Origin of the sequence: Massilia sp. PWRC2, from assembly GCF_049896725.1 — a bacterium.
In the GTDB taxonomy this organism is placed as follows: domain Bacteria; phylum Pseudomonadota; class Gammaproteobacteria; order Burkholderiales; family Burkholderiaceae_D; genus JAFCUW01.
Genome location: NZ_JAFCUW010000002.1, coordinates 576,852 through 590,282, shown reverse-complemented (window position 1 = coordinate 590,282; position 13,431 = coordinate 576,852). Strand labels below are relative to the sequence as shown.

Genomic DNA, 13,431 nt, shown 5'->3' with positions numbered 1-13,431 from the left:
GATGCATCCGACCCTGCTGCGCCAGTTACGCCGCAACTGTCAGATCGACAGCGGCGCGCAGTTCGCCGCCGTGCAGGCCGAGCTGGCCGGCCTGGCCGCGCGCGGCCTGCTGTCGACGCAGGCGGCGCACTTCGTCGACGGCCTGCCGTTATTGATCGAGCGGGTCGACAGCACCTACCACCAGAGCGCCCGCGACCTCGAACTGCGGGCACTGAGCCTGCAACTGAGTTCCGATGAACTCACCAGCGCCAACCAGCGCATGCGCGACGACCTGGCCAGCCGCAACCGCGTGCTCGAGAGCCTGCGCGACGCCGCCGACAATCTGCTCACGGCCGAACAGGCCGAGCGCACCCTGCCCGACGACGACGACATCGAAGCGCTGTCGGGCCTGCTTGCCGAACTGGTGCGCCAGCAGGAACTGCGGCGCCTGGAACTGGCCAACCAGCGCTTTGCGATGGACCAGCATGCCATCATCAGCATCACCGATACCGCCGGCCGCATCGTCAGCGTCAATGACCGCTTTTGCGCCATCAGCGGCTATACCCGCGAAGAGCTGATCGGCCACAGCCACCAGATGATCAATTCGGGCGAACACGCGCCCGAGTTTTTTGCCAATATGTGGCGCACGATTGCCAACAGCGAGGTGTGGCACGGCGAAATCCGCAACGTCACCAAGCAGGGCCGCCACTACTGGGTCGACGCCACCATCGTGCCGTTTCTCGACAAAAGCGGCGTGCCGGTGCAGTACGTCGCCATCCGCACCGACATCACCGAAAACAAGAAGCTGGCGCAGGCGCTCAGCGCCAGCGAGCGGCAGTACCGCAGCGTCGTCGACAGCCTGTCGGAAGTGGTGTTCCGCGGCGACACCAGCGGCCGCTGGACCTTTCTCAACCCGGCCTGGACCACCATCACCGGCCACAGCGTCGAGTCCAGCCTGGGCCGCGAACTGTTCGACTTCGTCGATCCGCGCGACCGCCAGGCCGTGCGCAGCGGCTTTATGCGCATGGTCGCCGGCGGCAAGCACAGCACCCGTCACGAGGCGCGCTATCTGACCAACGCAGGTCAGGTGCGCTGGCTCGACGTCAACGGCCGCCTCGAATTTAACGAGCGCGGCGCCTGCACCGGCATCACCGGCAGCTTGAGCGATGTCACCGAGCGCCACCAGGCGATCCGCGAACTGGAGGACAACCTCAAGTTCGTCGATACCCTGATCGAATCGATTCCCCTGCCGCTCTACCTGAAAGACCCGGCCGGCGTCTACCTGCGCGCCAACCGCGCCTTTGCGCGCCTGTTCGGGCTCGATCACGCCGCCGTTGTCGGCATGCAGGCGCCCGACCTGCTGCTGCCGAACGAGGCGGCGGCGGTGCGCCAGCACGATCTCGCCGTGCTGGGCCAGTCTGGCATCCAGACGCTGGCAACGACGCTGACCATCGGTGGCCGCGTGCTCGATGTCCTCTACAGCAAGGTGGCGCTGTCGCGCGCCGATAACAGTCTCATTGGCCTGGTCGGCACCATCGTCGACATCTCGGTGCACAAGTCGGCCGAACGGGCCATGCACACGGCGATGGAAGCGGCCGAATCGGCCAGCCGCGCCAAGAGCGAATTTCTGGCCAATATGAGCCACGAAATCCGCACCCCCATGAACGGCATCATCGGCATGACCGACCTGGTGCTCGAGTCGCCGCTCGACGACAGCCAGCGCAGCCACCTCGACATCGTCAAGTCGTCGGCCGATGCGCTGCTCGAGATCATCAACGACATTCTCGATTTTTCCAAGATCGAAGCGGGCATGATGACGCTCGATTCGACTTCCTTCGATCTGGCGCGCGTGGTCCAGGACGGCCTGCGCGTGCAGGCCAGCCGCGCCCGCGAAAAGCAGATCGAATTGGCGCTCGACATCGACGCCGCCCTGCCGCGCATGGTGATGGGCGACCCGGGCCGGCTGCGCCAGATTCTCATTAACCTGGCCGCCAATGCGGTCAAGTTCACGCCGTCCGGCGAAGTGGTGGTCAGCGTGCGCGCCGAGCGCATCGAACACGGCATGGTCGACGTCGCCATCGCCGTGCGCGACACCGGCATCGGCATCGCCGCCGATCAGCAGGGCGCCATCTTTGCCGCCTTCCGCCAGGAGGACGGTTCGACCACGCGGCGCTTCGGCGGCACCGGCCTGGGATTGTCGATCACCCGCCGCCTGGTCGATCTGATGAACGGCACCGTCAGCGTCGACAGCGCGGTCGGCCACGGCAGTACCTTTACCGTGAGGCTGTCGCTGCCGGTGTACGTCGAACAGGCAAGCGCGCCCGCGTCCGGCGCGCTGCGTTCGATGCCGCTCGCTGGCCGCACCGTCATGTGCATCGACGACAGCGCCACCAGCCAGGCGATCCTGCGCAACCTGTTTGAACGCTGGGATTGCCAGGTGGTCCAGCATGCCAGCGGTCAGGCCGCGCTGGACTGGTGTGCCTCGACCGATGCGCGCGCGCTCGACTGCATCGTGCTCGATTTCGCCATGCCCGGCATGAACGGTTTTGATACCGCGCGCGCCCTGTCCGGTCTGCCCGCCTATGCCGGCGTGCCGATCCTGCTGCTGTCCTCGAGCGGCATGCCGGGCGACGCCGTGCGCTGCCGCGAACTGGGCATCCAGGGCTTTTTGCTCAAGCCGACCCGCCCCGAAGAACTGTTCGGCGCCATCTGTGGCCTGATCGGCACGCCGCGCGCGGCCGATTCCAGCGAGCCGATTATCACCCGTCACTCGCTGCGCGAAGCGAGCGTGTCGCTGTCAGTGCTGCTGGCCGAAGACAATGAATCGAACCAGCAGCTCGCCCGCATCCTGCTCACCAAGTGGGGCCACCGGGTGACCATCGCCGCCGACGGCGAGATCGCCCTGCGTCTGCATGCGCAAACCAAGTTCGACCTGATCTTGATGGACTTGCAGATGCCACTGGTGGGCGGCTTCCAGGCCACCGCTGAAATCCGCCGGCGCGAGCAGGCCGGCGTCGCCCGCACCGTCATCATCGCCATGACCGCCAACGCCCTCGAGGGCGACCGCGAAAAATGCCTGGCCGGCGGCATGGATGACTATGTATCGAAACCATTTCGCATGCAAACCCTGCGCGCCGTCATCGACCGCTACGCCGCCCCGGCCACCACGCCCGGCGCCTACGACTACGCCAAGGGCATCGCCGCCGCCGACGCCGAATCGGTCGCTGCCATCGGCCGCCATTTTATCGAAGCCTTGCCGGGCCAGCTGCTGCTGCTCAAGCAAGCCGCTGCCGACGTCGACCTCGACCGCCTGCAGCGCGAAGCACACACCCTGACCGGTCTGTTCGGCACCTTTCTGGCGCTGCCGGCCATGCAGGCGGCGGCCGCCATCGACCGCGCTGTCAGCAACGGCCGTACGCAGGCGATGCCGGCCATGATTGCCGAACTGGAAACAGAATCGGCGCGCTTTAGCAGTGCCCTGCGCCCCCTGCTGACGGTCGGCGCACAGTGACGGCGGCGGCGCCACCGCGGCCGCCCATTATTAGTACTAGTCACTTTAATTTTGCGACTGTATGTAACAATCAGACTGTTTGACAGTTGTCCTGTGGCACTATCTTCCTTAATGCCGATGGTCAAGCAATCTTGCAATGATGGCGCCATCGCTGGAGATTGCATGGCTATTCTGATTGTCGACGACGACCAACCCACCTTGCGGCTGTTTGAAACCCTGGTCGCCGGTGCCGCCCGGGCGCCGACCCGCTGCTTCGCCGATCCGCTCGCCGCCCTGCACTGGTGTCACAGCCACACCCCCGAACTGGTGCTGCTCGACTACCGCATGCCGCAGCTGTCGGGCGTCGAATTCATTCGCCGTTTCCGGCGCCTGCCACGGATGGCCGATGTGCCCATCATCATGGTCACGCACGTCGACGAGGTCGGCATACGCGAGCAGGCCCGCGCGGCCGGCGCCACCGACTTTGTCGCCAAACCGGTGGAAATCATTGAATTTCGCCTGCGCGTGCGTAATCTGCTGGCGCTCAACCAGGCGCGCATCGCACTGGCCGAACGCACCCTGCAACTGCAGTTCGCGGTAGCCCAGGCCACCCACGGGGTGGCCGAGCGCGAACTCGAACTGGTCATGCGGCTGGCGCGGGCGGCCGAATCGCGCGATCCGGAAACCGGCGCCCACCTGCAGCGCATGGCCCAGTATGCAGGCCTGATCGCCCGCCAGCTGGGCTGCCCGAGTGCGTTTGAACAGCAGTTGACAGAAGCGGCGCCCATGCACGACATCGGCAAGCTGGCCACCCCCGATGCCATCTTGCTCAAGCACGGCCGCCTGTCGGACGGCGAAATGGCGATCATGCGCCAACACGCCATGCACGGCGCCCACATCCTGTCGGGCAGCACGCTGCCGCTGATGCAACTGGCCGAGCAGATCGCCCGCTGCCATCACGAGCGCTTCGATGGCAGCGGCTATCCGGTCGGCCTGCAGGGCCTGGACATCCCGCTGGCAGCGCGTATCGTCGCCGTCGCCGACGTCTTTGACGCCCTCAGTTCGCACCGTCCCTACAAGCTGGCCTGGTCGCTCGACGACGCCCGCGCCTACATCGTCGCCGAAAGCGGCAGGCATTTTTGTCCGGACACTGTGCAAGCCTTCCTGCACTGCTGGCACGAGGTAGTCGCCGTGTACCAGAACTTCCCCGATCCGCCCCTCGTGCGGCATTGAGGACGCGCTAAGCCCGCACCGGCGTTGCATCCGTGCCACGCCGGTGGCGCGCTTTGGCGTCACCACCAGCATGCGCTCCCGGCTGTGCAATTTTGCACACAGGCCGTGCATCACCTTGTCTTTCACTCCATGATGAAACGGGGCACACTGCGATGCATTGCGTATAACAACGCGCACCAACAGGCGCGCCGACAGCGCCAGCGCTCGCAGAAGCGGCAACAGCAAAAACAAAACAACAACCAGGAGACAAGCATGCGTATTTCAAAGAAGCATAAGTCAATGCTGCGGCGTTCCGTCGCCGTCATGATGACCTTGCCGGCAGTGGGCATCGATAGCGCCTATGCCCAGACCACCCCTTCCACCCCGGCCGCACCGGCAGCCGAAAGCACCACGCGCGAGCTCGACCGCGTGGTGGTGACGGCGCGCCGCCGCGCCGAACTGATCCAGGACGTCCCCGGCTCGGTCAGCGCCATCTCGGGCGCCGAAATGGAAAAGCAGGCCATCCCCGATATCACCGCGCTGGCCGAAACGGTGCCCAACACCACCCTCAAAACATCGCGCGGCACCAATACCACCCTGACCGCCTTCATCCGCGGCGTCGGCCAGCAAGACCCGGTGGCCGGCTACGAGCAGGGCGTCGGCATCTACCTCGACGACATCTATCTGGCCCGTCCGCAGGGCGCGCTGACTGACATCTACGACCTCGAACGGATTGAAATCCTGCGTGGTCCGCAAGGCACCCTGTACGGCCGCAACACCATCGGCGGCGCCGTCAAGTACGTCACCCGCAAGCTGCCCAACAAGATGGCCTTCGAAGTCAAGGGTACGCTGGGCGATTACCGCGAACGCGACCTGGTGCTCAAGGGCAGCGTGCCGCTGGCCGACACCGTGCGCGTCGGCGGCACCCTGGCCACCTTCAACCGCGACGGCTTTGGCCAGAACGTCATCAACGGCAAGCAGAACTACAACAAGAATGTGGCGGCCGGGCGCATCAGCGTCGAAGTCACGCCCACCAGCGACCTGTTCATCCGGCTGGCGGCCGACCGCACGGTCGACGATTCGAATCCGCGCCAGGGCTACCGCTTCACGCCCACGCCGGCGCCGGAAAACGCCGCGCCACTGGCCAATCTGTTTGACACCCGCGCCAACCTGTACAAGGTCAATGGCCACGACCAGCAAGTGATCACCCGCGGCGCTTCGCTGCTGGTCGACTACAACATCGATGCCACCCTGTCGTTCAAATCGATCACCGCCCACCGCGCCTCCGACACCTACGCGCCGATCGACTTCGATTCGACCAGCTTCGCCGTCTGGGAAGCGCCGACCATTTACCGCGACAAGCAGGACAGCCAGGAATTCCAGTTCACCTACACCGGTGAGCGCTTGCAGGGCGTGGCCGGGGTATTTTTCATGAAGGCCAACGCCTTCAATGAATTCGACGTGCTCTACAACGCCGCCGGTGGCCTCGCCCTGTACACCCTCGACGACATCGACACCAAGACCTACGCTGCGTTTGCCGACCTCAGCTACACCGTCAGCCCGGGGTTTAGCGTCACCGTCGGTGGCCGCTACACCGACGACGACCGCCGCGCGCGCATCTTCAAGAAAACCTATATCGGCCTGGCCGGTTCGCCGACACTGGGCAACCCGGCCGCCGTTGGTGGCGCCCCGAATACCGACCTCGGCAAGGACGACCTGCACCGCACCGACAAGAAGTTCACGCCAAAACTGGGCTTCGGCTGGAAGTTCGCACCGGAACACAATCTGTACGGTACCGTCTCGCAAGGTTTTAAAGGCGGTATGTTCGATCCACGCATGGACTTGCTGGCCACCGGTGGCCCCACCAGCGCCACCTCGCTGACCAAGCGCGAAGGCGTCAAGCCGGAAGAGGTGACGTCGTTCGAACTGGGGATCAAATCCTCGACCATGGGTGGGCGTCTGCAAACGAATGCGGCGGTGTTCTATTCCGACTACAAGAACATCCAGATCCCCGGCTCGGTGCCGACGTTTGCCGCCAACGGCAGCATCAACGGCTTTGCCGGTTCGCTCACCAACGCTGGCAAGGCCAAGATCGCCGGTATCGAACTCGAGGCCGTGAGCCACCTGACCGATCAGCTGACGGTGAGCGCCATGTACAGCCACCTCGATGCCAAGTACAAGGAATGGCTGGTGGCCAATGGCGCCGGGCTGGTCAATATCGCCGACCAGGCCGAATTCCAGAACACGCCGAAGAACTCGGCCAATCTGTCGGCCAGCTACGACTGGCCACTGCAGCTGAACGGCCGCACTGGTACCGTCTCGCTGATGGGCGGCGCCTCGTACAAGAGCCGGGTCTACCAGTCGGAAATCGTGCGCCCCACGGGGATTGCCGCCACTGACGTGACGGTACCGCAAAACCTGCTGCTGGCGCAAAGCGGTTACACCCTGCTCGATGCTGGCGTGGTGTGGACGTCAACCGATCGCAAGCTGCAGCTTGGCCTGCATGGCCGCAACCTCAGCGACAAGCGTTACAAGGTGGCTGGCTATGCCTTCGGCGCTTTCTACAACTCGATCACCGGTTTTTATGGCGATCCGCGTACCGTCAAGCTCACTGCCAGCATGAAGTTTTAATTACTTGGTTCGACCTGCGGCGGGTAAAAACCTCAGGCGCGAACAGCTTCAAAACGGGACTGGCACCGCGGGTGCCGGTCCCAGTTCTGCCTTGTTGCTCCCCGCTTTCTTTACGAAACTTACGCAGCGCCAGCCCCGCCATGCACAAACAGCCCCGGCTGCGCATCGGCATACTCGCGCAGCAAATTCCACACCGCCCGCACCCGTGGTAGACGGTATAAATCGACCGGCGCCACCATCCAGTAGGCGCGCTCGGCGAACACGATATCCTGCAGGATCGGCACCAGCCGGCCATCGTTGGCAATCACGTAAGGCGGCGCGAACATCAAGCCCAGGCCGGCCGCCGCCGCTTCGGCCTGCGCCATCATGCCGGTACAGCACAGGCGCCGTCGCGGCGTAAATCCGAGGGCGTCGAGAAAATTGAGTTCGCTGCTGGCCAGCCGGTCCTGCACGTAGTCGACAAAATCGTGGGTGGCCAGATCGACCTGGCTGCGGATCGGCGGATGGCGCGCCAGGTAATCGGGCGAGCCATACAGGTACAGCCGGAACGACGCCAGCCGCGTCACCATATAACGTCCCGTGCTGGGGGCGTCGAGGGTGACGCCCAGATCGGCCTCGCGGTTGGCCAGGTTGGCAAAGCGCGGCTGCACCAGCAGGTCGATCGACAGGTCGGGATGCTCGCCCAGAAAGCGCGCCAGCAGCGGCGTGATCACGCGCACCCCCAGCACCTCCGGCACGCCGAGGCGCACCACCCCGCGCACGGCCACCTGGTTGCCACTTAACTGGTCTTGCGCGGCCAGCGCCGCACTTTCCATCACCTCGGCGTGCGGCAGCAGCGCCAGTCCCATTTCGGTCAGCTCGTAGCCTTCGCGAGAGCGGTCGAACAGGGTCGAACCGAGCTGCGATTCGAGGCGGTCGATACGGCGGGCAACAGTGGTGTGCTCGACCTGCAAGCCGCGCGAGGCGCCCGACAGCGTGCCGGCACGCGCCAGTTCGAGGAAGAAACGCAGGTCAGTCCATTCAGGCAATGTTTTCATCAGTTGATTGTGCATCAGTGCACAGCCGTGACGCAATGCGCCCGCTGCCGCTGCACGCGGATTTCATGGTTGCAGCGCAGCACAAGCAGGCGGCGACGGTGTGCATTAATGCACAAAGGGTGTTCGCGTCGCTGCCTTTCGGACGGCGCGCTTTTGCGGCACACTGCAGGCAATCGAACAACCAGAAGCGCGGGGCGGCAGTGTCGAACACGATTGATATTGAACAAGCGCAGCAGCAGCAGCAGCAGCGCGCCTACCGCGACGTCGCCTTCACCAGCACCGACGGCCTGCGCCTGTATGCCCGCGACTATGCGGGCGCGGGCGGGCTGGCGCGCCTGCCGGTCATTTGCATCCACGGTCTGACCCGCAACAGTGCCGACTTCGACGAGGTGGCGCCGTGGATCGCCCAGCAGGGACGGCGCGTGCTGGCGATCGACGTGCGCGGGCGCGGCAACTCGGCCTGGGACGACCACCCCGAGCATTACAACGTGCTGGTCTACAGCAACGATGTGGTCAAGCTCATGCACGACCTCGGCATCGCCCGCGCGGTCTTCATTGGCACCTCGATGGGCGGCCTGATCACCATGACGCTGGCAGTGCGCCACCTCGAACTGATCGCCGCGGCGGTGCTCAACGACGTCGGCCCGGTGCTGTCGAAACGCGGCCTGGCGCGCATCGCTGCCTATGCCGGCAAGGGCGAGCAGCTGCGCAGCTGGGCTGATGCCGCCGCCTACCTGCGCGCGATCAACGAAGTGGCGTTCCCCCACTACGGCCAGGCCGACTGGGACACCTGGGCGCGCCGCGCCTTCGTCGACAGCGGCGCTGGCGTGCTGACCATGCGCTACGACGCCAACATCGGCCTGGCCTTCCGCGCCGGTGCGAGCGCCGTCAAGACCAGTTCGATGATGGCCAATTTTGCCTTCAAGCGGCTGGCGCGGCGCCGCCCTACGCTGCTCATTCGCGGCGCCATTTCCGACCTGGTGGAAGCCGAACAGGTGGCGCTGATGCGGGCGATGGCGCCCGCGCTGGCGTGCGCCGAAGTGGCCGGCGTCGGCCATGCGCCGATGCTGACGGAGCCGCAGGCACAGGCGGCGCTGCGGGCATTTCTGGCGACCGTCGATTGAGCCGGGCGTCACGCTGCACTGCACGATCGATGGCCTGCAGGTTTGTCGCATTTTTGACAATCGCGCGGGTCAGGCAGGAACAAACGGTTACAGTCACCGCTCAACGAACACCGCATACGATGAAAAAGCGCGCAACGACGCGCCCCCATAACAATCAAGGAGACACCATGCAAGCGAAATACACTGTGCTGGCCGTGCTGGCAGCAGCGGCGCTGATGCCCCCGGCCGCCAGCGCCGCCGACCTCAAGATCGCCCTCATCACGGGCCGCACCGGCGCCCTCGAACCATACGCCAAGGAAACCGAGACGGGCTTCATGATGGGCCTTGAGTACCTCACCGGCGGCAAGATGGAAGTGGCCGGCCGCAAGCTCAAGGTGATCGTCAAGGACGACCAGAGCAAACCGGATCTGGGCCGCACCCTGCTGGCCGAGGCGTATGGCGACGACAAGGTCGACATCGCCGTCGGCACCAGCTCGTCCGGCTCGGCGCTGGCCATGCTGCCGGTGGCGGCCGAATACAAAAAGGTGCTGATCGTCGAACCGGCGGTGGCCGACGCCATCACCGGCGACAAATGGAACCGCTACATCTTCCGCACCGCGCGCAGCTCGACCCAGGATGCGCTGGCGGGCGCCGCCACCATCAAGGGCGGCAGCATTGCCTTCCTGGCGCAGGATTACGCTTTCGGGCGCGACGCCGTCAAGGCCGGGCGCGAGGCGCTGGTGAGCACCAAAAGCGGCGCCACCGTGGTCCACGAAGAATATGCGCCGCAGGCCGCCACTGACTTTACCGCCTCCGCCCAGCGCCTGTTCGATGCCCTCAAGGACAAGCCGCAACCGCGCGTGTTATCGATCGTCTGGGCCGGTCCCAACCCCATCAACAAGATCGCCGGCATGAAGCCGGAACGTTACGGCATCGTGCTGGCGCCCGGCGGCAATATCCTGCCGGTGATGAAAACCTGGAAATCCTTCGGCGGCACCGAAGGCAGCATTTATTATTACTACGCTTTCCCGAAGAACAAGATGAACGACTGGTTCGTCGCCGAGCACCAGAAGCGCTATAAAGCACCGCCCGACATGTTCACCGCCGGCGGCTTTGCCGCTGCCAGCGCCGTCGTCAGCGCCCTCACGCGCGCCGGTGCCGGCGCCGGCGACAGTGAAAAGCTGATCGCGGCAATGGAAGGGATGGACTTCGACACGCCCAAGGGCAAGATGAGTTTCCGCAAGGAAGACCACCAGGCGCTGCAGGTGATGTACCACTTCCGGATCAAGAAAGTGCAGAAGGATGACAACGACCTGCTCGAACTGGTGCGCGAAATCCCCGTGGCCGAATTGCCGCTGCCGATACGAAACAAGCGCTGATGGCTACCAGTATCAACCGACCCGCACCCGAGTCGGCGCCGTCGCTGTCACCGTCACCGTCACCGTCGCCGTCACTATCCACGCGCGCGCTGTCGATCCGTTTCGGCGGCCACGTTGCCGTCGACCGGGTCACTGCCGATTTTTATCCGGGCACCCTGTCCGTCATCGTCGGCCCGAACGGCGCCGGCAAGACCACCTATTTCAACCTGCTGTCGGGCCAGCTGGCCGCCAGCGCTGGCAGCGTGCATTTCAAGGGCGTCGATATCACCCGCTTGGGCGCCGCGCGTCGCACGCAGCTGGGCATCGGCCGCGCCTTTCAGCTGACCAATCTGTTTCCCAAGCTGTCGGTGGAAGAAAACGTCCGCCTCGCCGTGCAAAGCCGCGCCGGCCTGGGCCCGGCGGCGCTGCTGTTTTCCGTCTGGTTCAATCACCGCGAGCTGATCGAACGCGCCGATCACTACCTCGAACGGGTGGCGCTGAGCCAGCGTCGGCGCGCCAGCGTGGCGTCGCTGTCGCACGGCGACAAGCGCAAACTGGAAGTGGCAATGTTGCTGGCGCTGGCACCGACGGTGATGATGTTCGATGAACCGACCGCCGGCATGAGCGTCGACGAAGTACCGGTGGTGCTTGACCTGATCGCCCAGGTCAAGGCGGCCGGCCAGCACACCATTTTACTGGTCGAGCACAAGATGGACGTGGTGCGGCGCCTGGCCGACCGCATCCTGGTGCTGCACAACGGCGCCCTGGTGGCCGACGGCGAACCGGCCGCGGTGATGGCCTCGCCCATCGTCCAGCAAGCCTATCTTGGTATCACCCCCGCAGGAGCGACGAGCCATGCATGACGACTGTATTTTGACCCTGTCCGGGGTGCATACCCACATTGGCCAGTACCACATCCTGCAGGGCGTCGACCTGCGGGTGCCGCGCGGCGGCCTGTCGGTGCTGCTCGGCCGCAACGGCGCCGGCAAGACCACCACCCTGCGCACCATCATGGGCATGTGGCGCGCCAGCGCTGGCCGCATCGTGTTCGATGGCCAGGATATCAGCGCCATGGCCACCGCCGATATCGCCCGCGCCGGCATCGCTTACGTGCCCGAATCGATGGCGGTGTTTTCCGCACTGACGGTGCGCGAAAACCTGCTGCTGGCGGCGCGCAACGGCCCGCTCGAGCAAGCCCGGGTCGACTGGATCTGCGATTTTTTCCCCGCCCTGAAAAAATTCTGGGATGTCGCGGCCGGCAATCTGTCGGGCGGCCAGAAGCAGATGGTGGCGATCGGCCGCGCACTGGTCGAGCCGCGCAAGCTGCTGCTGGTGGACGAACCGACCAAGGGCCTGGCACCGGCCATCGTCGACAGCCTGATTGCCGCATTTGCCGAACTGAAGGCGCAGGACACCACCATCCTGCTGGTCGAACAAAATTTCAGCATGGTGCGCGCGCTGGGCGACACGGTGTCGGTGATGGACGACGGTCGCGTCGCCCACGCCGGCAGCATGGCCGCACTGGTGGCCGACGCCAGCCTGCAACAGCGCCTGCTCGGCTTGTCGCTGGAGGCCCACCAATGACACGCCCAGCACCGATCGCGGTCGCCATCCCTGTACTACCGCCAGCGAGCGCGCTGCCGGCGCGCCGGCGCGATATCGCCCCGCTGCTGCTGGTGCCGGCGCTGATGCTGCTGATGCTGCCGCTGGTGGGCAGCCTGCCGACCTGGCTGACCCTCACCGTGGCCGGGCTGGCGATGGGCATGATGATCTTCCTGATGGCCAGCGGTTTGACGCTGGTGTTTGGCCTGATGGATGTGCTCAATTTCGGCCACGGCGCCTTTGTCGCCGTCGGCGCCTACGCCGCCACCATGGTGCTGCTGCCGATGCAGGCGTCGCTGGAAGTCGATTCGCTGGCGCTCAACCTGGGCGTGCTGGGCCTGGCCATGCTGGTGGCGGTGCTGGTCACCGCGCTGCTCGGCTGGGTCTTCGAGCGCCTCATCATCATGCCGGTCTATGGCCAGCACTTAAAACAGATCCTTATCACCATGGGCGGCATGATGGTCGCCGAGCAGCTCATCAACGTGATCTGGGGTGCCGAGCAGATTCCCCTGCCGCTGCCGGCCAGCCTGCGCGGGGCCGTACTGGTGGGCGACGCCGCCATCGAAAAATACCGGCTGGTGGCGGTGGTGGTCGGGCTCGTGGTGTTTGGCGCCATGTCGCTGATCCTCAACCGCAGCAAGATCGGCCTGCTGATCCGCGCCGGCGTGGAAAACCGCGAAATGGTCGAAGCGCTGGGCTACCGCGTGCGCCGCCTGTTCGTCGGCGTGTTCGCCGCCGGCTCGGCGCTGGCCGGCCTCGGTGGCCTGATGTGGGGCCTGTACAAGGAAACCCTGTCGGCATCGATGGGCAGCGAAGTGATGGTGATGGTGTTCATTGTCGTCATCATCGGCGGGCTCGGTTCCGTCGGCGGCTGTTTTATTGGCGCCCTGTTGATGGCGCTGGTGGCCAACTATGCCGGTTTTCTGGCGCCGAAGCTGGCGCTGGTATCGCACATCGTCTTGATGATCGGGGTGCTGCTGTGGCGCCCGGCCGGTCTGTTTTCCCTTACCAGGCGTTGA

At 65.1% G+C, this 13,431-nt stretch carries 9 protein-coding genes; 8 read left to right on the top strand and 1 reads right to left on the bottom strand.

What is annotated here, in order from left to right:
- The first annotated feature begins 1 nt into the window (after window position 1).
- From ACP7BZ_RS07485 to ACP7BZ_RS07475, 3 genes are all read left to right on the top strand, one after another.
- A complete protein-coding gene (locus ACP7BZ_RS07485) occupies window positions 2-3,490 on the top strand; it encodes a PAS domain S-box protein (protein ID WP_426111600.1) in 3,489 nt (1,162 codons plus the stop codon).
- A 162-nt stretch (window positions 3,491-3,652) separates the two neighbouring features.
- Window positions 3,653-4,702: an HD domain-containing phosphohydrolase gene (locus ACP7BZ_RS07480; protein ID WP_426111598.1), complete on the top strand. Its 1,050-nt coding sequence runs from the start codon at window positions 3,653-3,655 to the stop codon at window positions 4,700-4,702.
- Between the two features lie 279 nt (window positions 4,703-4,981).
- Window positions 4,982-7,312, top strand: coding sequence for a TonB-dependent receptor (locus ACP7BZ_RS07475; RefSeq protein WP_426111596.1), 2,331 nt, complete (start codon window positions 4,982-4,984; stop codon window positions 7,310-7,312).
- Window positions 7,313-7,431: 119 nt separating this feature from the next.
- Here the strand turns inward: ACP7BZ_RS07475 and ACP7BZ_RS07470 are convergent, their stop codons facing one another.
- The gene (locus ACP7BZ_RS07470) at window positions 7,432-8,349 is read right to left on the bottom strand and encodes a LysR family transcriptional regulator (protein ID WP_426111594.1); all 918 of its coding nucleotides are present in this window, start codon (window positions 8,347-8,349) and stop codon (window positions 7,432-7,434) included.
- A 200-nt stretch (window positions 8,350-8,549) separates the two neighbouring features.
- Here ACP7BZ_RS07470 and ACP7BZ_RS07465 point away from each other — a divergent pair, with 200 nt between their 5' ends.
- The 5 genes from ACP7BZ_RS07465 (at window position 8,550) to ACP7BZ_RS07445 (ending at window position 13,431) form a co-directional block, all read left to right on the top strand.
- Window positions 8,550-9,473, top strand: coding sequence for an alpha/beta fold hydrolase (locus tag ACP7BZ_RS07465; RefSeq protein ID WP_426111592.1), 924 nt, complete (start codon window positions 8,550-8,552; stop codon window positions 9,471-9,473).
- A 167-nt stretch (window positions 9,474-9,640) separates the two neighbouring features.
- A complete protein-coding gene (locus ACP7BZ_RS07460; protein WP_426111590.1) occupies window positions 9,641-10,831 on the top strand; it encodes a substrate-binding domain-containing protein in 1,191 nt (396 codons plus the stop codon).
- Complete coding sequence (locus ACP7BZ_RS07455) at window positions 10,831-11,673, top strand: ABC transporter ATP-binding protein (RefSeq protein ID WP_426111588.1); 843 nt, start codon at window positions 10,831-10,833, stop codon at window positions 11,671-11,673. The genes ACP7BZ_RS07460 and ACP7BZ_RS07455 overlap by 1 nt, the downstream gene beginning before the upstream one ends.
- Window positions 11,666-12,394 (top strand): ABC transporter ATP-binding protein, encoded by a 729-nt coding sequence (locus ACP7BZ_RS07450; protein ID WP_426111586.1) that lies wholly within the window; start codon window positions 11,666-11,668, stop codon window positions 12,392-12,394. Before ACP7BZ_RS07455 ends, ACP7BZ_RS07450 begins: the two co-directional genes overlap by 8 nt.
- Window positions 12,391-13,431 carry a branched-chain amino acid ABC transporter permease gene (locus ACP7BZ_RS07445; protein WP_426111583.1) on the top strand — a complete coding sequence of 347 codons (1,041 nt, stop codon included), beginning with the start codon at window positions 12,391-12,393 and terminating at the stop codon, window positions 13,429-13,431. Before ACP7BZ_RS07450 ends, ACP7BZ_RS07445 begins: the two co-directional genes overlap by 4 nt.

What these genes read in the sequence shown, in the direction of transcription:
- ACP7BZ_RS07470 (WP_426111594.1), bottom strand. Translation starts at nt 8,349, where the DNA reads ATGAAAACATTGCCTGAATGGACTGACCTGCGTTTCTTCCTCGAACTG.
- ACP7BZ_RS07460 (WP_426111590.1), top strand. Translation starts at nt 9,641, where the DNA reads ATGCAAGCGAAATACACTGTGCTGGCCGTGCTGGCAGCAGCGGCGCTG.
- ACP7BZ_RS07475 (WP_426111596.1), top strand. Translation starts at nt 4,982, where the DNA reads ATGCTGCGGCGTTCCGTCGCCGTCATGATGACCTTGCCGGCAGTGGGC.
- ACP7BZ_RS07485 (WP_426111600.1), top strand. Translation starts at nt 2, where the DNA reads ATGCATCCGACCCTGCTGCGCCAGTTACGCCGCAACTGTCAGATCGAC.
- ACP7BZ_RS07445 (WP_426111583.1), top strand. Translation starts at nt 12,391, where the DNA reads ATGACACGCCCAGCACCGATCGCGGTCGCCATCCCTGTACTACCGCCA.
- ACP7BZ_RS07480 (WP_426111598.1), top strand. Translation starts at nt 3,653, where the DNA reads ATGGCTATTCTGATTGTCGACGACGACCAACCCACCTTGCGGCTGTTT.
- ACP7BZ_RS07455 (WP_426111588.1), top strand. Translation starts at nt 10,831, where the DNA reads ATGGCTACCAGTATCAACCGACCCGCACCCGAGTCGGCGCCGTCGCTG.
- ACP7BZ_RS07450 (WP_426111586.1), top strand. Translation starts at nt 11,666, where the DNA reads ATGCATGACGACTGTATTTTGACCCTGTCCGGGGTGCATACCCACATT.